We start from the raw sequence: 21,936 nt of genomic DNA, 5'->3' as shown, positions 1-21,936 counted from the left end.
AGAGGTCAACTGAGTTCAGATGCTTAGTCCTATGGTACAACCATCAGCGCCTGCTGAGTTCAATCGGATATATCCCACCTGCGGAGGCTGAGGCAAACTTCCACCAGCAACAAGCAGGTCATGCCATGGCGGCCTGACTCCAATAGCCCCTCCTCCCGGTGACACTCAAGTTACCTGTGGTAGCCCTGTAGAGCCTCCTGATTACAATCCCCCCCGCAACCGGGGTGAAAATACCGGTCACGAGTTAGCGAAATAAGCGGTCACGTTCACTGAAATCCGCATCTTCGGAAGTAGCCCTGGGTAGTTACCTGGTTTGCTTTCGTACGTGCCCAAGCAGAACCTGGATCGGGTGGGGAATAACCCGCCCCTCTTGGCGCTTTACCTGGCTGCGGCACGAATAGCCGTCAGCGACCAGCCGTCCCTCTATACCATGCGTCACTACTAGCGGCTGCCAGGACTGGCTGTAGATGGTGTCGGAGGTTTTCGCATTTCTGATTTCGTGGCCATAGGTGCCGGACATCCCGCAGCAGCCACTCGGCAGCACTTGAAGCTTCAAGCCCATATGCTCAAACACCTTCTGCCACAAGCTGACGCTACCTGGTTCGTTGGTCTTCTCCGTGCAATGCGGAAGGAACTTATAGGTCTCGACAGACGGCCCGCTGGGGAGCGGCTGAAGGACGCAGGCCAACCACTCTTGTGGCAGGAGCACGTTCGGTGCCAACCCATCGCCGAGGGTCTTCCGGTACTCCTGCCGATAGACGAGGGTCATCGCAGGATCTAGGCCTACAAGGGGTACTCCGTAGTCCTGTAGTTGACGCAGCGACTTCGCGTTGAACTGAGCGGCTTTCTCGAATGCCCGTAAGAAGCCTTGGACTTGGAGAGGCTTCCCATTGGGGGCAAATGGAGCAAGGAAAACACGGAAGCCGAGTCGAGTAATCAGCTCGATCCAGTCTGCGGCTAGCTGGGTTTCGAAGTAGCGCGTGAAGGCATCCTGAATAAGTACGACGCTGTGCTTACGCTGGTCGGCGGTCAGTGCTGCAAGTTTTTCGGGCGTGGCAATCTCAACGTGCCAACGCTCACATGCCGACTGGAAATCGAATTGGCTCAGCAAAGGACTGTCCACCATCCCGGCGATCTTCTCGAGAAGGTATCGCACTGGATGGGCCCCCATCAGCGCGTTGTAGATGCGCGGGACTCTGGCGAAATAGGGAATGCTGAACTCCAGCGAGCCAATCAGGTAGTCCTTCAGCGGACGCAGGTACCGGCTGTGGTAAAGCTCCAGAAACCGTGTTCGGAACTCAGGGACATTCACCTTGACCGGGCATTGTCCGGCACACGACTTACAGGCCAGGCAACCAGACATGGCGTCGTAAACCTCGTGCGAGAAATCCTTTTGGCCAGCCATACGAGCAATTGAGTTGGCAGTTCGACGGAAGAAATCGCTGACACCATTCGATGACCGAACTCGCTGACTGACAGCGAGGACATCGACTTCATTTTCACCCTGCAAACGCAGCCACTCGCGGAGCATAGCGGCTCGCCCTTTGGGCGAGTGAATCCTGTTGCGGGTAGCCTTCCAGGACGGACACATTGCGTCATCGAAGTCGTAGTTGTAGCAGGCACCGTTGCCATTGCAGTGTACGGCTGATTCGTAGTTTGCCCACACGCGCTCGTCGATCACGCGGTCTAGCTCTCCCCGCAACTGGACTTCGTCCACCAGGGTCAGCCGTGCCGTAGGCGCTGAACTCGGCGTAGCAATTTTCCCTGGGTTGAACTGGTTGTATGGATCGAAGGAGGCCTTGAGCTCCTGAAGTGCGGGGTACAGCTCACCGAAGTAGTCGGGAACATACTGCGAGCGTAGCCCCTTGCCATGCTCACCCCAGAGCAGGCCACCATACTTTTGCGTGAGGGCGGCCACTGCATCGGAGATCGGGCGAATCAGCGCCGCTTGAGCAGGATCCTTCATATCCAGTATCGGTCGCACGTGTAGCACACCCGCGTCGACATGGCCGAACATGCCGTACTGGAGTTCGTAGCTATCCAGTAGTGCACGGAACTCTTGGATGAAGTCGGCGAGGTTTTCCGGGGGCACCGCCGTGTCCTCAACGAACGGCTGCGGTCTCGCCTCACCAGGCACATTCCCGAGCAATCCCACGGCCCGCTTACGCATGGTATAGACCCGTTTCACCGCTGCTTCACCAATGGCCAGGGTATGGCCAAGCCGAAGAACGGATTGGTCGGTACTCAGGTGCTCTACGAACTCATGAACGCGCTGCTCGAGTTCGGCGAAATCGTCCCCGCAGAACTCGATCAGGTTGATCCCTAATGTCGGTTCGCACCCGTTCTCTGGGAAGTACTCGGATACCCCGTGCCAAACAATATCCTTCATGGCCAACAGCAGTACCTTCGAATCCACCGTCTCGATGGACAGAGGCTTCAGCTCCATCAGGGCCTTTGCGTCGCGGAGCGCGTCCATGAAGCTGGCATAGCGGACGTTCACCAGAATGGTGTGTTGCGGAATCGGCAGCACGCTGAGTTTGGCCTCAACAATGAAGCCTAAGGAGCCCTCCGAACCACACAGCACGCTGTTGAGATTGAAGCGTCCGTCCGCTTCGCGCAGGTGCACCAAGTCGTAGCCAGTAAGACATCGATTCAGCTTCGGAAATTTGACCGCAATTAAATCAGCTTGAGTGTCGGCAATACTGCTAGCACATCGGTACACCTCTCCGATTCGATCCTTACGCGCCCTGGCAAGCCGCAGGTCGTTCTCGCTCAGGGCCTTGCTGTGAAGGCGATCGCCCCCAAGCAGCACGGTAGAGAGTTCAAGGACGTGGTCACGTGTTTTGCCGTAGGTGCAACTGCCTTGCCCACTTGCGTCAGTATTGATCATGCCGCCGATAGTGGCTCGATTGGACGTCGATAGCTCCGGGGCGAAGAACAGTCCATGTGTTTTTAGGGCCGCATTGAGCTGATCTTTGACGACACCACCTTGTACGCGAGCCCAGCGCTCCTCGACATTAATCTCCAGAATGCGATTCATATGACGAGATATATCCACCACAATCCCGTCAGTCAGCGACTGGCCGTTGGTACCCGTACCGCCCCCGCGAGGAGTGAGTACTACCTGCCTGTGATCAGGCTGCGCCGCGAGGTTCGCGAGTAGCTCGACATCCGCTACATCCTTCGGGAAAACCGCCGCGTGGGGCAACCGCTGGTAGATCGAGTTGTCGGTGGCCAAAACCGTGCGCGCGCCGTAGTCGCGGGCTATTTCACCGCGAAATCCCCCCGTTTCCAGTGCGCGGAGAAAGCCATCGTATTGCACGTGCGGTTCACTGTTGGGTGGCAGGACGGCAATCATGGAAGTTACCCTTGGCAGGAAAGCGACAGATCGCTGGAAATAGGTGCCATAGCCACCGCTGTAGGGTCGCCAACGAATGGAAAGGAAAAACTGGGAGGACGGCAAAACCATCCTCCCCCGCAGCGTCAGGCGCGGTCAGCCTCTTCCAGGATTAGGTCGGCCGCGCGCTCAGCAACGGCCATCACTGCGCCCTGAATGTTGCCCGAGATCATCGAAGGCATGACGGAGGCATCTACCACACGAAGCCCTTTCAAGCCACGCACGTGGAGTGTCGAATCCACTACGGCACCCTCGTCCTCGCCCATCCGACAGGTACCCAACGGGTGATAGATGGTCTGGCCGTTCTCGCGAGCGAAGTCCAGCCATTGGCTGTCAGTACGAGTGGCCGAGCCAGGGCTCACTTCTTGTTCGACCAAGTCACGCATGGCAGGTTGCTCCATGATCCGTCGAGCGACCTTCATCCCATTGACCATGCTGGTTCGGTCTTCTTCTTCGGCAAGGAAGTTCGGCCGAATGGCGGGCATTTCGTTAGGGTCGGCAGACTGGATGTGAATGCTGCCTTTCGACTTCGGCCGCAGTTGGCTTACGCCGATAGTCAGCCCCGGATGCTTGTCCAGAATGCGTTCGGCTGCGTTTGCATAACTGGCATGGACGACAAAGAATTGCACGTCAGGCGTCGGCATTGATGGCTCGGTCTTGATAAAGCCATGTACCAGGCCGGTTCCCAGCGTCAGGATCCCAGTTCGCTTCGTGAAGTACTCGGTCACTGCCAACCCAAGCCGCCACCCTCGTGCCATTTCATTGAGCGTGACTATGCCGTCCTTGAGGCGCCAGTTCATGCGAGTGGCGAAGTGATCGATGTAATTCTCGCCAACACCATTCAGCTCATGTCGAACCTTGATACCGACGTCCGCCAGAACATCTGCGCGCCCAATTCCTGACAACTCCAACAGATGGGGAGTCTGGATAGCACCGCTACAAAGGATTACCTCTCGGTTTGCTTTGACCGTGAACTCCTTACCGTTCTTCCGATAGGTGAGGCCGCGACAGTGCTGACCTTCTAGCTCAATACGCAGCACATGAGCATTGGTTTCGATGTGAAGATTGCTGCGCTTGCGCGCACGCTTCAGGTAACCATCCACCACACTCCACCGACGCCCTTGGCGCTGAAGGACTTGGTAGTAGCCGAAACCAGCCTGATCATTGCCGTTGTAATCCTCGTTGTAACTATGGCCGTCCTGAAGAGCCGCCTCCATGAACGCATCCGACACAGGGAAACGCTCACTTACCTGGTGAACATGCATCGGGCCGTCGTGACCACGATTCTCGCCGCCTTGAGCGTAGTTCTCGAACTTATTGAAGTAGGGTTTCAGGGTGTCGAAATTCCAGCCCTTGGCCCCAAGCTGTTCCCAGTGATCGTAATCACCCTTCTGTCCGCGCACGTAGATCCCACCATTGATCAACGTTGAGCCGCCAAGCCCCTTGCCTCGTGGCACCGAGATTTCCCGTCCCAAGGTTCCATCTTCCGCTTGAGTCTTGAAGCGCCAGTTGTACTTCTTGTTTGTCAGCAGTTTGCTGAACCCTGCGGGGATGGGTATCCAGAAACCATTGGGTTCTCCACCAGCTTCCAGAACCAGTACACGGAAACGTCCAGAGGTAGTAAGGCGATCAGCCAGAATGCAGCCGGCTGTTCCGCCGCCAACGATGATGTAGTCGAATGTGCTCATGGTTACGCTCGTTCTTATTTGGACGCCATAACGGCTGCCATCAGCTCAATTTGACAAAGCAACATTGGGAGACCTTGGTGCACCCGGCAGCCGACCTCTTTGGCCGCAGCCAGCAGAGGTGTGATTGCCGGTTGCATGATGATCTCGGCCACGATCTGGTTCGAAGTCAGCTTGCTGGCATCGCAGGGCAAGGCATCACCTGGTCGTAGGCCCAGCGAGGTACCGTTCACGACAAGGTCATGATCTGAAGGATCGGAGGTACCGACTGAAAGCTCGACGGCAGGAAAGGAAGCGGCGATGCGCTCGACAAGGTCTTGCGCCTTCTTCGCCGTCCGGTTGGCGATGGTCAGGCGCTTCACGCCGGCTTCCGCCAACGCAAAGGCGATTGCATTAGCAGCACCACCCGCGCCGGCAAGATAGGCAGAAAGGCCCTTCGGCTCAATCCCCGCTTGACGTAAACCAGCTACGAAACCGGCGCCATCCAGGATGTCGCCATGCAGCTTGCCCGCTTTGGTTCGGGTCACGACGTTCACTGCACCGACAACCCGTGCAGCTTCAGTGACCGAGTCGCAAAGGTCGACGATGGTGGTTTTGTGCGGGACGGTAACGATGAAGCCTTCCAGGCTTTGAATTCCCCGTAGCCCTGCGACCACAGTAGGCAGATCTTCCGGGGCTACATGAAAGGGAACTAGGACACCATCTTCTCCACGGGCAGAAAAGAGATCGTTCATCGCCGCCGGGGTTTTCACATGATGAATGGGGTCAGCGATGATGGCGTAGACCTTGGTATTGCCACTGATACTGTTGATATTGGTCATGGCGTCACGCGAGTGTGTAGGCAGTTTTCACGGAGGTGTAAAACTCGCGAGCATAGGTACCCTGCTCCCGAGACCCATAGCTCGAATCCTTCCTCCCCCCAAATGGCGCATGGTAATCCACGCCGGCGGTAGGAACGTTCACCATCACCATCCCGGCTGTAGAACGTTCCTTAAAGTCCGAGGCGTGCTTCAGCGAGGTGGTACAGATGCCGGATGACAGGCCAAACTCTGTGTCGTTGGCGACAGCAATGGCCTCTTCGTAGTCCTTCACCCGAATCACGCTCGCCACCGGCCCGAATACCTCTTCCCGGTTGATTCGCATCTGATTGTCGGTATCGACGATCAGGGCCGGAGAGAGGTAGTAACCAGGCGTGGCGCGCTGAAGAAGCTCTCCGCCGAACACGACTCGCCCCCCCTCCTCGCGAGCGATCTGGATGTAGTCGCAGTCCTGTTTAAGTTGTGCCTGCGAAACAACCGGGCCAATGTCGCACCCTTTCGCCAAGGCGTTATCGACCTTGAGTCCGGCCAGGCGCTGAGCAACTGCCTCAACGAATCTGTCGTGGATGCCGTCCTCAACGATGAGTCGGCTCGAAGCGGTACAGCGTTGACCAGTGGAAAAGTAGGAGCCAGATACTGCGACCTCGACAGCCTGTTCGAGGTTGGCGTCATTCAGGATGACCAGGGGATTCTTGCCCCCCATCTCCAACTGGACTTTGGCTCCTCGCTCGACGCAGGTCAGGCCTATGCGGCGGCCGGTACCAGTAGACCCGGTGAAGGTGATGGCTTTGACCTTTCTCGATTTGGCCAAGACATCTCCGACTTTGGAGCCCGGCCCCATGACCAAGTTGAAAACGCCCGCTGGGAGCTGGCCGGCCCTAACGATTATCTCGGACAGCGCCCAGGCGCTGCCGGGAACCAGATCAGCAGGCTTGAAGACTACGGAGTTTCCGAAGGCGAGTGCCGGAGCGATCTTCCACGCGGGAATTGCGATCGGAAAGTTCCAAGGGGTGATGATGCCGATAACACCTTCCGGCTCGCGGCGAACATCTGCCTCGACGCCTAGGCGAATTGGGATCAGCCGCTCACCTGAGAGGCGAAGGGCTTCGCCTGCAAAGAACTTGAAGACACGTCCCGCCCGGACAACCTCTCCGATACCTTCTGGGAGCGTCTTGCCCTCTTCACGCGCCAATAGCGTTCCGAGCTCTTCACGGCGACTCAAAATTTCAGTTCCAATGCGATCCAGTGCGTCGCTGCGTTGTTCTGCAGTCAGTTTTCGCCATTCCTGAGCCGCATCGTATGCCGCATCAATCGCGAGTTCTGCTTGGGCAGTATCTGCTCTCGCATATTCGCCAACAATATCGTTCGTATCGGACGGGTTGATATTTAGATTTATATCAACACCTGAAGCCCATTCCCCGGCAATGTAATTCTTATGCATGCATGCTCCTGTGGATGGAAAAGGTGAAGTTGCTTACAAGGAAGAAAAAACTTCAAAACGCAATACGGCGCGAAAGCAAGTTTCGTGAAAAAAGACCCCAAAAGCCCCAGCAGACGTCATTAGTAAAAGCAACGCTCGGTTTTCACCTTAGAAAAACAACGGACGTCTCGGATTATGGCCAGACAGTATTTCAGGACTTTTACCAAGTCTAGGTCTTTGACTGTGACAGGGGGTCATACCCAGTATGACGAAAACACGCAAATGGATAAGTCATTACTGAGACTAGGATTTTCGCCAAAATTCAGTCGAAAAATTGCTCAACCTAACTATATTTCCATGCACTCAGCAGCAGGCGAGTCAGGTACCGCCCATGAATCCACATCATAGACGGTGTGACTCTTGGCTTATTTCTGTGACTACAAGCTTGAGCTACGCTGCCAACAACTGGAGACCTTAAATAGTAACTCTTAGCTCCGGCCATACAAATAATCCCTTGTGAGGAGTCCACGATGAGTACCACGCCGAAACCTGATGAACTCGCGATTCCCTACCAACTGCCCCAAGCACCCTTCATGTCAGCCGACATGGTGCATCCGGGTGTCATGACCAAATGGCTTGAGGACGACAAACTCTGGGTGCCCGTAACCAAGAGCGTTTCCTTCAAGCCACTGCTGCTGAGCGTGAGCGGCGGTTACTACATTAACCTGCTGCGTGTTCGCCAAGCAGGCGTCCTGTCACGTCATCGTCACACTGGTGCAGTGCATGCCATCGTGCTGAAGGGTCGTTGGTACTACCTGGAGCACGACTGGGTCGCCGAGGAAGGCTCCTTTGCCTACGAGCCGCCGGGTGAAACCCATACGCTGTTCGTCCCAGCAGATGTGGAAGAAATGATCACTTGGTTCCACGTTCAAGGCGGGTACACCTACGTGGATCCGCAAGGTGTGGCTGTCGGCTACGAGGACGTGTTCACGAAACTTGAAGCCGCCCGCAAGCACTACAAGGAGATCGGGCTGCCGGATGATTACATCGAGCAGTTCATTCGCTGATCTTCGCCTTATCTGAAAAAGCGCGCTTTGGGTGCGCTTTTTCTTTAAGTGCAAGTTATGGGCTGCCAGCCTGATATCATCGAGGCAGAAATGGCGCTGAGTGACCTCATGGATAACTACTCGCAGATGCTTGCCTTCATATGGGCTACCGAACACGGGAATTTTTCGGCGGCTGCACGCGCCCATGACATGTCACCGTCAGCGATCAGCAAACTCATATCTCGCCTGGAAGATCGACTCCAAGTTCGGTTGTTCCAACGCGGCACACGCAGCCTCACCTTGACGGAGGAAGGCAGTGCGTACCTGCGAAGTGCCAAAGCCGTAATGGATGCGATGGCCGAAGCGGACTCCTTGGCCGAGGCTTTACCGTCTAGGGTAAGCGGCACCTTGCGGTTGCACACCATGACGACGTTCGCCAAGCATCAAATCATCCCTTGGCTATCGGACTTCCTAAAGCAGTATCCCGCTCTGTCCGTCGAGATTCAGGTGGGCGCCCAGTATGTCGACCAGTTCGAGCAGGGGCTGGATCTCGCCATCCATAGTGGGGTGTTGCCCAGTTCATCGCGGATAGCGAGGAAGATCGGTGAAAGTGAATGGGTCACCTGTGCATCGCCCGAGTACCTGGCCGCCCACGGAGAGCCTCAGCATCCGCAAGACTTGCTGCAACACAGCTGCTTTAACTTCAGTTTCGACAGTCCTTGGAATAACTGGTCGTTCAAAGTGGCCGGTGAGCCCGTGACAGTGCCCGTAGTGCCGAAATCCACATTTGCTCAGGGAGATCTGCTGCGTGAGATGGCTTTGGCCGGTGCGGGGATCGTCAGACTGGCTGATTTCCATATCGGGGCCGACATCAAGGCAGGAAGGCTGGTGCCACTGCTGAGCGATTTCCGATTGGGAATCAAGGAGCCTATCTACATGATCTATTCCAACCGAAAGAACCTGAGCCCAAGGATCAAGGTGTTTCGGGACTTCCTGGAAGCAAGGCTAAAAGAGCATCCTTGGACCCTCTTAGCCGCCGCGGGGTAGCCATCTGTGGTGTAAGAGGTCACTGACGACGCAACCTTCTTCGTGCGTACCCCTCCCTTAAACCCGATGCTGACAGCAGTATGAGGTGGCTCGTACACCCCGGGCACCTTCACCGTCGAACGGCATATCCGTGGCAAGTGGGTCTGCGCCAAGTGTGAACCCCAGTGCCTGCGCAGGTGATCGACAAGGGCATCCCGACTGCTGGGCTACTGGCTCAGGTCATAGTGGCCAAGTTCGCCGATCACCTGCCGCTGTACCGCCAGGAAAAGATCTTCGCCCGCGCCGGGCTGGCCATCGCGCGTTCAACACTGGCGCAGTGGGTCGGCGCTTGCGGCGTCCAGTTTCAACCCCTGGTCGATGCCCTGCGCGACTGCCTGCTCCAGCAGGACGTCATCCACGCCGACGCCCCCCCCCAGTGCAGATGCTCGCCCCGGGTAAGCAGAAAACCCAGCGGGCTTACGTCTGGGCCTATGCACCCAGCCCCTTCGCCGACTAAGGCTGTGATCTACGACTTCAGGCCGAGCCGGGCCGGCGAGCACGCGCGCAGCTTCCTCCTGGGCGACTGGCAAGGCAAACTGGTCTGCGACGACTTCGCCGGCTACAAGGCCAGCTTCGAGCAAGGCATGACCGAGATCGGCTGCATGGCCCAAGCCCGGGGCAAGTTCTTCGATCTGCATGTCGCCAACCAAAGCCAACTGGCCGGGCAGGCCCTCCAGTACATCGGTCAGCTGTACAAGGTGGAGCGCGAAGGGCGAGAGCTGCTCGCCGAACAGCGAAACTGCGCCAGGACAAAGCCAGGCCGATCATCGATGGCCTGCATAGCTGGATGCTTGGGCAGCGGCAGAAGGTGCCGGAAGGCAGCGCGATCGACGCCCTGTTCCAACTGTCCATGGCGGCGAGCAACCTGGTACGCCTGCCGAAGTTGCTGGCTGCAGGCACAGCGGCATGAACGCGCTGACAGGAGAGGTGCACCCGGAGCCTGCCAAAACGGGCTATTTCACCCGTTCAGCACCCCTTGATAGGGTTTGATCGACTGCGAGCAATGCCGCTGCAAAGCCGTGCTCGCAATCATCACGCCGAGTTTCAACAGGCTGCTAGAGGATCAGCGCATTAACCAGCCACCGGCCACATCGATTACCTGGCCAGTAATGAAGTCGCTTTCATTCGACGTTAGGAAGCATGCTGCCTGTGCCACCTCATCGGGTTGCCCCAATCGGCGAAGCGGTGTCTCTGCGATGACCGCCTCATTGGCTTCATCAGAGACTGATTTGACCATCGGCGTTTCGATACGCCCAGGGGCCAGAGCATTGACATTAATGCCGTGCGGGCCCAGTTCACCGGCCAAGTGACGCGTGAATCCAATAATGGCAGCCTTGGTAGCGCTGTAATGAGCTGCCACGATCGGCAGGAAGGCACTACCTGCGACCGAGGACATATTCACGATGCGTCCATAGCGCTGTTCAACCATGTTGGGAGACAGTGCTCGAGCCAGGTTGAACGATCCGGTGAGATTGATCCCAACGACCCAGTTCCACTCCTCCGGTGACATCGACCAGATCGAGGCGGGTTGCCCATCGTGCTTTGGCGAAACCCCGGCGTTGTTGATCAGAGTGTCGACCGAACCAAGTTCGGAAGTGAGCGCCTGGCATGCGATTTCGCATTGCGCGAAATCCGAGACGTCGGCCTGATGCCAAGCAACCTTGTAGCCTTGCTCCCGCAGAGCCATTCCTCGCTGGCTCACCTTCACTTCGTCAGCGTCCAACAGGGCGACCGCGGCGCCCTCAACGCAGTACCGCTCAGCGATTGCTGCGCCGATACCACTCGCCGCACCGGTCACTAATACAACACGCCCATGATGGCGAAGATTATTCACTCCATTCATCTGCATCTCTCCGAAAGCCATAGGCCTACAGGCCCAGGTAAGCCCGCTTCACATGTGGGTTATCGAGAAGTTCTTGTCCTGTACCCGACAGGGCAATTTCACCGTTCTCCAGCACATAACCCCGATGTGCGATACGCAGCGTATGGACGATATTTTGCTCAACGATCAGCACCGTTGTGCCGAGATCCAGAATTTTGTCGATGATTCCGAAAACCTGGGAAACCAGCAGCGGAGAAAGTCCCAGAGATGGTTCGTCGAACATCAGTAGTTTGGGATCTGCCATCAGCCCACGGGCAATGGCCACCATCTGCTGTTCCCCGCCCGACAGAGAGCCAGCATTCTGGTCGAGTCGTTCACGCACCCGAGGGAATAGGTCTAGCACCTGCTCCAGACGCTGCTTGTAACCTGCCCTGGCGCCCTTCTTGTAGGCACCCATCAGCAGGTTGTCGCGAACGCTGATGAAGGGGAACAGCTGCCGGCCTTCGGGAATCAGGGTGATACCTGCGTCAACGATTTCATCGGGTCTTTTACCGTCGATGCGCTGTCCTTCAAACTCGATGCTTCCTTGGGATGGCTTAACGATTCCGCAGAGACTACGCAGGGTCGTGGTCTTGCCCGCACCGTTGGCCCCCACGATGGTGACGACCTCGCCTTTCTTGACTTCGATCGAGACGCCCCGCAGCACCTCAGTGCCGTCATAGCCCGAGTGAACATTGGTGAGCTTAAGCATGGCTGTACTCCTTACCCAGGTATGCCTCGATGACTTGGGGATCATTCACCACGTCGTTTGGTGCGCCCTGCGTGAGCAGACTGCCGGAGCTGATCACGATGATGCGGTCAGACAGGCTCATGGTCGCTTGCATGATGTGCTCGATCATCAGCACGCTGACGCCTGTATCACGGACGCGCCGAATGATTTCGATCGCCTTGGTTACGTCGGCAGGGTTGAGTCCTGCCATAACCTCATCTAGCAGTAGTACACGGGGACGAGTTGCCAGAGCTCGGGCCATTTCTAGACGCTTCATGCCACCCACTGTGAGGTTGCGTGCTCTGGTATCCAGCAACTTGGTGAGGTCGGTCAGTTCGGCGACCTCGTGGGCAATGAGTCGAGCTTCCTCCGGGTCGCTGGTATGCATGAATGCGCCCAGCATAATGTTTTCGCAAACGCTCAGGTCAGCGAAAGGCTGGACGATCTGGAAGGTGCGCCCAATACCGGCAACCGCGAACTGAGCCGGGTTGTTTGGAGTGATCCATTCTCCCTCGGCAGTTCGTACACGAACCTCACCCTTGGATGGCAGGATGAAACCGGACAGCTGGTTGAATACCGTGGTCTTGCCGGCACCGTTAGGCCCGATCACACCCACTATCTCACCTTCATGAAGGGTGAGTGACACATTGTTGGTTGCGTGCAGACCACCGAAGAATTTGTGCAGGTTTTCCGCAACCAGGATCGGCTGACCTTTGGTTGGGCTTGCCTTAACAGGAGCCGGGGCAGATTGCGGTTTGGGTTGTACTTCACGCTTACCGGGAAGGCTGTCAATCCACTTACAGACTCGAGCCCCGAATTGGCCGACCAGACCGCGCGGAATGGTGAGCACTACCGCGACGAGTACCAGTCCATAGACTAAACCATGGAGGCCGCTGCTCATATCACCTAGCCAGCCGCGCGCCAGCTCAGCCAATGGCAATACCAGCAGGGTGCCTACCAGTGGCCCGGAAACAGTACCGAGGCCGCCAATCAGTGCGAACATAGCAACCTGAATCGACATCTCCAGGGAGAACATGGCACCCGGTTCGATGAAGGTGAGATACATCGCATGAAAGCTGCCGATCAGGCTGGTCAAGAATGCTGAGATAATCACCGCAGTCAGTTTGACTCGCACTGCACTGACACCCACAGCCTGGGCAGCGTCCTCACGCTCACGCACCGCGATCAGATAGTAGCCAAGGCGCGAATTCTTGATCTTCAAGCACACTAGGAGCGTCACAATCAGAAACCCAAACGCAATCAGCAGATAAGGCCAACGCTCACGGAACAGCATCCATTCCAGACCAAGTTGCAGAGGAACTGCCAGGCCAGCTGCACCGCCAGTCAGGTCATGCTGATTGATGGCCAACAACCGAATGACCTCTAGCACTGCGATAGTGGCCAGAGCGAAGAAGGGGCCACGTAGGCGGAAGCACGGCCAGCTGATCACGACAGCCAACAAGGTCGACAGTACCGCACCTACAAACATACCTATCCAAGGGCTAAGCCCCAGGTTGATGACCAGCAAAGTGGCCGTGTAGGCACCCACGCCATAGAAGGCGGCATGTCCCAAGGACAACTGGCCGGCGAAGCCACCGACAATGTTCCAGGCACTGGCAAGAGCTGCATAGCTGCACACCAGAATGAACAGGTGATACACGAAAGGAGAGTCGATCGAGAGCGGAATGATCAACAACAGCGACAATACGAGCGCGCTCATGTAAACGCGGGGATGAGTTAGATTCATGGTGTCGCGCTCCTTATTCCGAGCCACGGCCCGCACCGAACAAACCGGTGGGGCGGAAAATCAGAATGCCGAGAAAGATCAGGAAGTACACGACCTCCTTCAGATCCGGGGCAATGTAGTAACCAGCGAGGCTATCGACGATGCCGATCAGCAGCGAACCCAGCAAAGCACCGGAGAGACTTCCCAGACCGCCGAGCACGACGATGACGAAGGCTGTCAACACGAAGAAGGTACCTACTGTGGGAAAGACGGGGTATTGCGGAGCAATCATGCCCGCAGCAATCCCGAGGCACCCGCAGCCCAGTCCGAAGGCGAAGATGTAGATGTTTTTGACGTTTACGCCCATCAACTGAGCAGCATTTCGATGCTGAGCAGTTGCCCGCACCGCACGCCCCAGGAAGGTGTTCTGCAAGAACCATTGCAAGGCACCAATCAACAGGAGCGATACAACAAACGTCGCTACCTGACCGGTACTTGCGCGGAAGCCTACGACGCTCATAGTTCCAGTGCCGAGACCGGAGGGGTTCGAAACCGTAAGCACGTTGGCACCGAAGGCCATCAGAGCGGCATTCATGAGCGCGATAGAGACGCCTACAGTTGCAAATATCTGAATGTGCCCTTCAGCACTAAGCAACGGTTGAATAATGAACCGCTGCATGGCTGCACCTGCCGCAAAAAGCAACAAAGTAGCTGGCACAACAGCCATGTAGGGATGAAGCCCGAAGTGCTGGTTCAGCAGATAGACGGCGTAGAGACCGACCATCAGGAACTCTCCGTGGGCGAAGTTCACCACACGGACAATCCCGAAAATCAGAGTCAAGCCAATGCTGATAATGGCCAAAGTGCCGCCAAGCAGAATACCGTTCAGCACTAGCTGCAGGAAGATTTCCATTTTAATGCACCCTCAAGTAGAGCGAGCGAAGCCGTGGGCTCACAGAGAGCCCATCGAGCTTCCAGTTCATCAGGGTTGAGCCACTAAATACGGCTTGGCGACCGCTGCAGCTTCCGGGTAGACGGTTTTCAGCTTTCCGCCTTGCCACTGCATGATGGCAATCTCGGCACGCTGGTTCTGACCGCGCTCATCGAACTTGGCACCGATCCCAGCGGCGGTCTTGCCTACCTCAATATCGACCTTGGAAACGGCTTCACGGATAGCGTCTGGGTTCAGGGACTCCGCCTGCTCCATGGCGTCGAGGAAAATCTTCGCGCCCACATAGTTGATCAGGCTATGACCGGAACGCGGCTCAGTGCCATATCGAGCTTGATAGGCTTCAGCGAACTCACGAATGCCAGGTGCACCGCTCTCGTTAGTTTCGAACTGCGGGAAGTCCACATCAAGGACGCCCTCCATGTTCTGCGCGCCGACCACCTTGAGCGTGTCTTGCATCGAGTAGCCACCACCAGCACCGATTAGCGCTTTTGGGGCAAACCCGGCTTCACGAATCTGCCGGAAGAACAGTGTCGTATCGTTCTGATAGGAGGTCTGAAGCACGATGTCAGCCTCCGCTCCCTTCAAGCGTAGAACCAGGGATGAGAGGTCGACTGCTTTCGCCGAATAGGGAAGCACTTCAACTACATTAAGGCCCTGTTCTTGGGCAATCTGCTTTTGGAAGGTAGCAATCGTTGTACCGTAGAGGGCGTCCTCGTGAATGATGGCGACCTTCAGGTTTTTGGGATCGAGACCCAGCGTCGGGGCAACAATCTCGGTTATCGCCTTGATGGTGCCCTCCGCAAAGTTCTTCGCCGTGGGATTGCTACGGAAGATGTACTTCAGGCCACGATCAGTGATGTTGTCCGCCACCGCACCGAGTTCGAAGTAGGGCACCCCGGCTAACTCGGTAACCTGCGTAGCGGCAAAAGCTAGAGCAGAGGAATAACTACCAAACACCGCGCTTACGCCTTCGACGGCGGTTAGTTTCCGCGCCGCCCCCACCGCCTGTGCGGCATCTACCGCATCGGCCTTGATCAACTTGATCTGTTCGCCCTTCACACCACCTGCGGCATTTCGCTCTGCGATGGCGATTTCCAGACCTCGATAGCTTTCGTCGCCCAGCAACGCGAGGCCACCGCTGAAGGGGTAGAGCGCACCGACTTTGATGTCTGCATAGGCAGAAATGGATGAACCCAGCACCATGGCGGCCAGGGTAGTTTTGATCCAGCGATTCGATTTCATTGTTTTCTCCTGGCTGGGCGCCTAGCACGTCTTGACGCCACTTGAACCGGTTCAAGTTTTGGTTTCAAAAAACGCCTTGCGGCGCCAGGATCCCTCTTGAACGGCAGATTTTTGGACTTGTTGTGTACCAAGATTTTTTTTGAAGCGGTTCATTTTCTACGCCTCAGGATGCCATACTGTCAAGCAGGAGATCTCACCATGACCCAGAACCAGAAACCCAAACTGAGGGACGTCGCCAGACTTGCCGGCGTTTCTGTAGGTAGCGCATCGCGTGCTCTTTCTGCGCCGAACGCAGTCAAACCGCTGACCTTGGCAAAGGTGGAGGCTGCTGTCCGTGAACTCGGTTACGTGCGGGACGGTGCGGCTCGAGCCCTAGCTTTAAGGCGCACATACAGTATTGGTGCCGTATTCCCGACCTTAAACAACCCAATTTTTGCCGACGTTGTTCAGTTCCTGCATCAACGCTTGTATGAGCGGAAGTACCAACTGATCGTTGCATCTCACGAGTACAACCGGGCCCGTGAGGTCGAGAGCATCAACAACCTGATTGACCGGGGCGTGGAGGGAATCCTGCTCGTTGGCACGGATCACGATCCTGCCGTCTTTGAAAGCCTACGAATTGCAAAACGCCCTTTTATTCTCATGTGGTCACTGGATGAGTGCCGAGATCATTACTGCGTCGGCTTTAGCAACGAGAAATGCGGCACGTTGATCGCCCGCCATCTCCTTGAGCTAGGACACACCCGCATCGCCGTGCTGGGTAGTGATCACCAATACAACGAACGCATCCGTTTCAGGCTAAAGGGGATTCGCGACACAATGCGGGAAAAGGGCTTAGATCTCCCAGATTCGCATGTCATTCTGCAGCCATTCTCGATAGAGGGAGGCCGCGCCGGGCTACGTTTAGCGATGGAGCTAGAGCCTAGACCAACTGCATTGATCTGTAGCACAGACATTCAAAGCATAGGTGCCAATGCCGAAGCCCAAAGCATGAACATTCGCGTACCGACCGACCTATCGATCACGGGGTTCGACGACATCAGTTTCTCAGCAGTCTCTTCTCCGCCTCTGACAACTGTGCGCATCGGGATCGCAGACATTGGCCGAATCAGTGCCGATAACATCGTTTCTCTAATAGAAGGAAAGGCTGTAGCCCGGCAAGAACGAATTCAGGTCGATCTCGTTGTTCGCGAGAGCACCGCTCCGCCTTTAAGGAAATCCTGAAGAAGACTTCCCGAATTTAGTGAAATACGCCGATCCCATTGCCCGAGTTTCCCGATAAAACAGATGACCTTTGCCGACGCCGAGTACTCCGGCAAGCAGAAGCGCTTGGCCTTGCTCTGGATATCGTCCTCGTTGGGTACACCATCTTTCACCGGCCGACGCGGGCGTAGCAGGCGCATATCGTCGTCAGCCCAGTGCCTATTGTCCTCCGGTGTCAGGACTTGGAAATCCATTTTGAACCAGCGCATGCCCTAGTATTCGCTCACCCCTGCCTCCTTCGCTCTCGACGCCATAATCATTCTGATCCTCATAGCCGCTCGGCTGGATAAGATCGCAGGGCATTGAAAATTCGCGCCACACGATGCACGCAGCTGATAGCACTGCGCCACTGAATGACTCTACCTTGTACCTGTACCGCCCGGGTAGAGCATGGGCTCATCAAGGGAGCGGCAACCACGATAGGCCGCTCCTTGTCGATGAGCGCCGTCTTCGTGGCGCATGTGATGGCTTACCGCAGTGCTATCCTGAAAAGGTCGCCCAAAAGAGCTTTCTTCCCCCGAACGCAGTGCCTGTGATGAAAACTGGTCTGAAGCGGCCCCTTCGGAATCGCCTTCATCAATTTTGTAAACTTGGTGAGCCAATCACCAGAGCTGCGGTCTCATCTCCTGCCGCCTCGATAGCTCAAAGTTGGCGCACGCGCTCCTAGCTGCCAACCACCGCCGCTATCTGCCCATTATGATCGAGCTGTGGTCAGGTCAGATGCAATTTCGTATCCCGCAGGAGCCGGGGTAACGCGAGCCTCTTAATCGGACCGAGCCAATCGCCTGAAGGGGCAACTTGTTCCAGGCACTCAAGAGCGTAAGTGCTTTGTTGGGAGGTTCTATGAAAGTCACAGCGTTGGAGCCAGCCGAGTCTGTCAGTGATGTCCTTTGCGATGTTTGTCGTGATAGTACGCGGGTTGAAGGGTATGGACTGCAATTCGGAACCCTTAGTGCGCGTTGGGGATTCGGCTCGGCTCATGATGGTGAGCGTTATGAGATCCATCTGTGCGAGCCCTGTTTTTTCAGAACACTCTCCGGCCTGCGGCGTGATCGCATGGTGAACGCCATGTTCAGTGACGAGGACGAAGACTTAAGCAATTTCGGGCTAATTGCGCGAGACGACTTTTTCAACGACGGCGGTGGTTCATCCAATTGAGTCGATAGTCTCGCAGATCGTGTTCAAGGCAACTTCTAATCGGTAGTGAGTGGCTAAACCTGCCGTGCTGAGGCATGTCTAAAACTACTGCCTGTAGGATCGCAAGGCGCATAGAAGGCTAAACACCTCTCAGGAGTGGGAGCTTGAAATCCCAGGTATTCGCTCCGGCTTCCTGCAGGGGGCAACACCCCTCGCGTATTGCACGCTCCCAGCTAAGTCGTTTCCGTCAGATCATGGCACCAACAGTCTGTATTTTATTTTCTTTGGCCGGAAGCGGGGAGACACGGCCTCCCAAGTAGCTCTTTTCCCGGTAGGATACCGCGGTAAAGTGTTGTCACGATGAAGCGTCTCCTCTCTCTAACAAAAGGCTTACCCATGTCCAAACTTGCTGAATTCAAAGCCCTTGAAGCTCAACTTTCCGCCCAACTCAAGCAGCTCGATGCGCTGAAGAATGATGGTGAATTGCAGCGCGAAATCGAGTTCGAGGAAAAACTCCGTGGGCTCATGGCTGAGTACGGTGTCAACCTAAGCGGCATTATTTCTCTTCTGGATCCGCAAACACGCCTGAGTTCGATTACCGCCGTGCCGGCAGCACGCAACCAACGCCGGCAGCGCCAGGTCAAGGTCTATAAGAACCCAGAAACCGGTGAGGTGGTTCAGACAAAGGGCGGCAACCACAAAGTACTGAAGGCTTGGAAAGAGCAGTACGGAGCTGAGAAAGTGGACGGATGGCTGCAATAACGCAGCGTCTTCAAGGAAGGAAAAGCCAGGCACTGCCTGGCTTTTCTCTTTATGAACCCCTACCCCCTTGCCATCCCGATGAGGGATGCCAATCTGGATAACCATATCGGCCGTACTTGAGATAGTCGGCAGACTCGAGGCCAAGAGGAATCGGAGTAAACCCGGAGGGTACAGCGGGTAGCTGTTGTCTGCTGACGGCGAATCCAATTGTGGACGTGTATCGTTGAGGCCGCACCAGCACCCGAGGCACTGGCCTGGGCGCCCTCATCGACGATCTGGATCTTGAAGGATTTGGGCTAGGAGCGATGCTCGCCTGGTATGGGGCATTCTAAAGGGCTTCAAATGGTGTCCACCAAAAAAAGGTGGACACCCTGCCGCTAGTTAGAAGAATTGGGGAGGTGTGTTGGCCAGACTCTTACATCTAACCCAGCCCCCACACTACGGACGGCGTAGTTCGCCAAAAGGCATGTCTGGCTCAATGTAACGTAAGGCCGCCTTGGCATCACGCCAACCGACATAGCTCATCAAGGCTTTGGTACTCCACTGGTTGCGGCTAGCCCAGGTCGCAAATCCTCGACGCAATGAATGGCTGCTATACCGCTCACTGTGCAAACCACTGCACACCATCACCCGACGGAGAATTCGAGAGATGCTGTACGCGTGCAGCCCTTCTGCCGCCAGATTGCCCCAACGATCAACAGCACGAAACACCGGCCCCTGGCTCACCCCCAATACGTCAATCCAGTCCTGATAGGCTTGAACGGGGCATAGGCGCTCTAAAGCCGGCACGGAGAAAGATTGTCCACGATTGTCTCGGTCACCTTTACTGCTAGGTAAAAACAGCGTCATGCCCTCCCCGCCCCTCGCCTGAACAAACTCCACACGGAGCCTACACAGATCATCACTGCGGAAAGCACGCCAGAAGCCCAGCAAGATTAGGGCGCGATCCCGGCGACACTGCAGTAGCGCTTTGTTATCCGCAGCCTCCTGCGCTAAAAGCCAGTCGATACAGCGAGTCAGCTCGGCCAATTGCAGCGGTTCAGCCTGACGCTCAAGTCGGGGGTGCAGGGCCTGAATGCCTCGGAGCACGTCGCGTACTTGAGGCGCCTTGGTCGGATCGACAAAGCCCTGGTTCAGGTGCCACCTAGCCAACGCGGCGAGATTCGCGCGCAGGGTTGAGGTGGCCAGGGTGTCGGCGTAGTCCGCCAAGTAGCGAGCCACGGCCTCACTGGTGGCAGGCAAGAAGCCCCCCCAGGTTACCTCGAAATGCTCAAGCGCCTGGCTGTAACGGCGCTGGGTACTCTCGCGTCGGGCAGCCTGCCGGTAGCGCTCCACCTTCTCCGTCATCGCAACACCCTCCGGCGTACCGGGGAAACCACCTCTGTGGCCTAAATCGGAGCTGAGGTTTGAGAATCACCCATTCTCAAACGCCAGTTCGTCCGAATTTCAACCATCGCACTGCACAGCGGTACAGGTGTAATTCCATACTGGAAAAACAGTATGAAATTGTCGGAGTAACAACATGGCTCGTGCAGGTATCAACAAGGCGCTGGTGCAGCAGGCCCGTGATGCTCTACTCGCCCGCGACCAGCGTCCCAGCATCGAGGCGGTGCGCATTGAGCTTGGCAACACCGGCTCGAAAAGCACTATTCAGCGCTTCCTAAAAGAGCTGGCCAGCGAGGAGCCACGTCCGCCGACGGTCTGCCTGAGTGAAGAATTGCAGACAGTTATTAGCAGTTTTATCAGCAGTGTAGCGGAGCGTCTTGCTAGCGAAGCCCAGGACGCGGTGGCAGCCGATCGTGCTCGTCTAGAACGGCAACAAGCGGCCTATGCCCACCAACGCGATATTGATCAGGCCCGTCACAACGAACTGCAGAATACGCATCAGCTTATCCTTCAGGAACGTCGTGAAAGCCAAGTCCGTGAACGTGCCGTAGGCGAACAGCTGCAACAGCTGGAAGTCGAACGACAGCGACTGCTAAGCGCCGAACAGCATTACCTAGAGCTGCTCGGCGAACGGGCCAAACAGATCCAATCACTCGAAGAAAAACACCAACACTCGCGTGAGGCTTTGGCCCACTATCGGCAGCAACAGCTCCGCCAACGCGAGGAAGAAATCAATCGTCACGAATCCCAAGTGCAGCAGCTGCAAAAAGAGCAACGACGCCTGCAGGAACAACTGTTGCTCAAGCAGGAGGAGCTAAACCAGCTGTACCGTGATTTGGAACGACTTCACACCGAACAACGGCTTCGAAGCCAGGAGCTGCACAGCCAAGCGCAGGAGCTCGCCCGCTGGCCCCAGCTGCACCAAAAGCTGCAGGCCGCGCTGCAGGAAGAACAAGAACGATGCCGGACGCTGCAACTTCAAATATCGATTCTGCACGAGAAGGCACGACGCTATGTGCTTGATCATCGCCAAGATCGCCGTGACCTAAGAGCCCAGGCGCGACAAATTGGGCAACTGCATACCCTACTATCAGGGCAGAGCAATATCTAAACAACGCCATGGCCAATGTGGGAATGCCATGAGCTTGATCACCAGCCGTATGCATTTCCACATCCGCTGAATTCATTCCATGGCCATCTTCCCCACGAAACAGGTACCATCACGCGAAGCGTCCGTTCTGGTGGCGAAATGCCTGCACACGGGGGAACAGCTGGATTCCCTACACGCGCTTGACCTACAGTCGAGCAGCCTACAATCCTCCAGCTAGTTTTTTTATTGGGCGAGCTCGCCGAGAGCGTTGCCGCGAGAACGTACCGAAGCTAACTCCAGAGAGTTCAGCTTGGCCAATGGCTGACCTTAAGCGC

General features: G+C 56.3%; 16 protein-coding genes and 1 pseudogene. 7 read left to right on the top strand and 10 right to left on the bottom strand.

Going from position 1 to position 21,936, the window contains the following annotated elements; genetic code table 11:
• Window positions 1–304 precede the first annotated feature (304 nt).
• The 4 genes from ACIGFL_RS05815 to ACIGFL_RS05800 form a co-directional block, all read right to left on the bottom strand.
• Window positions 305–3,358, bottom strand: coding sequence for an FAD-binding and (Fe-S)-binding domain-containing protein (locus tag ACIGFL_RS05815; RefSeq protein WP_397496628.1), 3,054 nt, complete (start codon window positions 3,356–3,358; stop codon window positions 305–307).
• Window positions 3,359–3,483: 125 nt separating this feature from the next.
• Window positions 3,484–5,085, bottom strand: a complete 1,602-nt coding sequence (locus tag ACIGFL_RS05810) for a GMC family oxidoreductase (RefSeq protein WP_397496439.1) — start codon at window positions 5,083–5,085, stop codon at window positions 3,484–3,486.
• 14 nt (window positions 5,086–5,099) lie between these two features.
• Window positions 5,100–5,903 carry a shikimate dehydrogenase family protein gene (locus ACIGFL_RS05805; protein WP_397496438.1) on the bottom strand — a complete coding sequence of 268 codons (804 nt, stop codon included), beginning with the start codon at window positions 5,901–5,903 and terminating at the stop codon, window positions 5,100–5,102.
• 4 nt (window positions 5,904–5,907) lie between these two features.
• A complete protein-coding gene (locus tag ACIGFL_RS05800) occupies window positions 5,908–7,341 on the bottom strand; it encodes an aldehyde dehydrogenase family protein (RefSeq protein WP_397496437.1) in 1,434 nt (477 codons plus the stop codon).
• 509 nt (window positions 7,342–7,850) lie between these two features.
• Between ACIGFL_RS05800 and ACIGFL_RS05795 the strand changes: the two genes are divergently transcribed.
• From ACIGFL_RS05795 to ACIGFL_RS05785, 3 genes and pseudogenes are all read left to right on the top strand, one after another.
• The gene (locus tag ACIGFL_RS05795) at window positions 7,851–8,387 is read left to right on the top strand and encodes a 2,4'-dihydroxyacetophenone dioxygenase family protein (RefSeq protein ID WP_397496436.1); all 537 of its coding nucleotides are present in this window, start codon (window positions 7,851–7,853) and stop codon (window positions 8,385–8,387) included.
• Window positions 8,388–8,495: 108 nt separating this feature from the next.
• Entirely contained in the window at window positions 8,496–9,413 is a 918-nt protein-coding gene (locus ACIGFL_RS05790) for a LysR family transcriptional regulator (protein WP_397496627.1), read from the top strand.
• Between the two features lie 164 nt (window positions 9,414–9,577).
• Window positions 9,578–10,195, top strand: a pseudogene (locus tag ACIGFL_RS05785) (IS66 family transposase); the annotation flags it as partial.
• A 320-nt stretch (window positions 10,196–10,515) separates the two neighbouring features.
• Here the strand turns inward: ACIGFL_RS05785 and ACIGFL_RS05780 are convergent.
• The 5 genes from ACIGFL_RS05780 to ACIGFL_RS05760 form a co-directional block, all read right to left on the bottom strand.
• Complete coding sequence (locus tag ACIGFL_RS05780) at window positions 10,516–11,295, bottom strand: SDR family oxidoreductase (protein ID WP_397496435.1); 780 nt, start codon at window positions 11,293–11,295, stop codon at window positions 10,516–10,518.
• 25 nt (window positions 11,296–11,320) lie between these two features.
• On the bottom strand, window positions 11,321–12,025 hold the full coding sequence (locus ACIGFL_RS05775; RefSeq protein ID WP_397496434.1) for an ABC transporter ATP-binding protein: 705 nt from the start codon (window positions 12,023–12,025) through the stop codon (window positions 11,321–11,323).
• A complete protein-coding gene (locus tag ACIGFL_RS05770; protein ID WP_397496433.1) occupies window positions 12,018–13,790 on the bottom strand; it encodes an ATP-binding cassette domain-containing protein in 1,773 nt (590 codons plus the stop codon). The genes ACIGFL_RS05775 and ACIGFL_RS05770 overlap by 8 nt, the downstream gene beginning before the upstream one ends.
• Before the next feature lie 13 nt (window positions 13,791–13,803).
• Window positions 13,804–14,682: a branched-chain amino acid ABC transporter permease gene (locus tag ACIGFL_RS05765; protein ID WP_397496432.1), complete on the bottom strand. Its 879-nt coding sequence runs from the start codon at window positions 14,680–14,682 to the stop codon at window positions 13,804–13,806.
• Window positions 14,683–14,751: 69 nt separating this feature from the next.
• Complete coding sequence (locus ACIGFL_RS05760; protein WP_397496431.1) at window positions 14,752–15,963, bottom strand: ABC transporter substrate-binding protein; 1,212 nt, start codon at window positions 15,961–15,963, stop codon at window positions 14,752–14,754.
• A 198-nt stretch (window positions 15,964–16,161) separates the two neighbouring features.
• On the opposite strand from ACIGFL_RS05760, the gene ACIGFL_RS05755 reads away from it, so the two are divergent.
• From ACIGFL_RS05755 to ACIGFL_RS05745, 3 genes are all read left to right on the top strand, one after another.
• Complete coding sequence (locus ACIGFL_RS05755; protein WP_397496430.1) at window positions 16,162–17,187, top strand: substrate-binding domain-containing protein; 1,026 nt, start codon at window positions 16,162–16,164, stop codon at window positions 17,185–17,187.
• An 882-nt stretch (window positions 17,188–18,069) separates the two neighbouring features.
• Window positions 18,070–18,384, top strand: a complete 315-nt coding sequence (locus ACIGFL_RS05750; RefSeq protein WP_397496429.1) for a hypothetical protein — start codon at window positions 18,070–18,072, stop codon at window positions 18,382–18,384.
• A 375-nt stretch (window positions 18,385–18,759) separates the two neighbouring features.
• Window positions 18,760–19,125, top strand: coding sequence for a histone-like nucleoid-structuring protein, MvaT/MvaU family (locus ACIGFL_RS05745; protein ID WP_397496626.1), 366 nt, complete (start codon window positions 18,760–18,762; stop codon window positions 19,123–19,125).
• Window positions 19,126–19,563: 438 nt separating this feature from the next.
• Here ACIGFL_RS05745 and ACIGFL_RS05740 read toward each other — a convergent pair whose 3' ends face one another.
• Complete coding sequence (locus tag ACIGFL_RS05740) at window positions 19,564–20,472, bottom strand: site-specific integrase (protein WP_397496428.1); 909 nt, start codon at window positions 20,470–20,472, stop codon at window positions 19,564–19,566.
• A gap of 175 nt (window positions 20,473–20,647) precedes the next feature.
• On the opposite strand from ACIGFL_RS05740, the gene ACIGFL_RS05735 reads away from it, so the two are divergent.
• Complete coding sequence (locus ACIGFL_RS05735; protein WP_397496427.1) at window positions 20,648–21,622, top strand: DNA-binding protein; 975 nt, start codon at window positions 20,648–20,650, stop codon at window positions 21,620–21,622.
• The last annotated feature ends 314 nt before the right edge of the window (window positions 21,623–21,936 follow it).

It is taken from the genome of Pseudomonas sp. NPDC077649, from assembly GCF_044542855.1.
GTDB lineage: Bacteria > Pseudomonadota > Gammaproteobacteria > Pseudomonadales > Pseudomonadaceae > Aquipseudomonas.
Note: the sequence above shows the minus strand (reverse complement) of the source record. Positions and strands in the feature narration are given on the sequence as shown.

Bases quoted from the DNA above. Each gene is read 5' to 3' on its own strand.
- ACIGFL_RS05815 (WP_397496628.1), bottom strand. From the start codon at position 3,358: ATGATTGCCGTCCTGCCACCCAACAGTGAACCGCACGTGCAATACGAT.
- ACIGFL_RS05810 (WP_397496439.1), bottom strand. From the start codon at position 5,085: ATGAGCACATTCGACTACATCATCGTTGGCGGCGGAACAGCCGGCTGC.
- ACIGFL_RS05805 (WP_397496438.1), bottom strand. From the start codon at position 5,903: ATGACCAATATCAACAGTATCAGTGGCAATACCAAGGTCTACGCCATC.
- ACIGFL_RS05800 (WP_397496437.1), bottom strand. From the start codon at position 7,341: ATGCATAAGAATTACATTGCCGGGGAATGGGCTTCAGGTGTTGATATA.
- ACIGFL_RS05795 (WP_397496436.1), top strand. From the start codon at position 7,851: ATGAGTACCACGCCGAAACCTGATGAACTCGCGATTCCCTACCAACTG.
- ACIGFL_RS05790 (WP_397496627.1), top strand. From the start codon at position 8,496: ATGGATAACTACTCGCAGATGCTTGCCTTCATATGGGCTACCGAACAC.
- ACIGFL_RS05780 (WP_397496435.1), bottom strand. From the start codon at position 11,295: ATGAATGGAGTGAATAATCTTCGCCATCATGGGCGTGTTGTATTAGTG.
- ACIGFL_RS05775 (WP_397496434.1), bottom strand. From the start codon at position 12,025: ATGCTTAAGCTCACCAATGTTCACTCGGGCTATGACGGCACTGAGGTG.
- ACIGFL_RS05770 (WP_397496433.1), bottom strand. From the start codon at position 13,790: ATGAATCTAACTCATCCCCGCGTTTACATGAGCGCGCTCGTATTGTCG.
- ACIGFL_RS05765 (WP_397496432.1), bottom strand. From the start codon at position 14,682: ATGGAAATCTTCCTGCAGCTAGTGCTGAACGGTATTCTGCTTGGCGGC.
- ACIGFL_RS05760 (WP_397496431.1), bottom strand. From the start codon at position 15,963: ATGAAATCGAATCGCTGGATCAAAACTACCCTGGCCGCCATGGTGCTG.
- ACIGFL_RS05755 (WP_397496430.1), top strand. From the start codon at position 16,162: ATGACCCAGAACCAGAAACCCAAACTGAGGGACGTCGCCAGACTTGCC.
- ACIGFL_RS05750 (WP_397496429.1), top strand. From the start codon at position 18,070: ATGAAAGTCACAGCGTTGGAGCCAGCCGAGTCTGTCAGTGATGTCCTT.
- ACIGFL_RS05745 (WP_397496626.1), top strand. From the start codon at position 18,760: ATGTCCAAACTTGCTGAATTCAAAGCCCTTGAAGCTCAACTTTCCGCC.
- ACIGFL_RS05740 (WP_397496428.1), bottom strand. From the start codon at position 20,472: ATGACGGAGAAGGTGGAGCGCTACCGGCAGGCTGCCCGACGCGAGAGT.
- ACIGFL_RS05735 (WP_397496427.1), top strand. From the start codon at position 20,648: ATGGCTCGTGCAGGTATCAACAAGGCGCTGGTGCAGCAGGCCCGTGAT.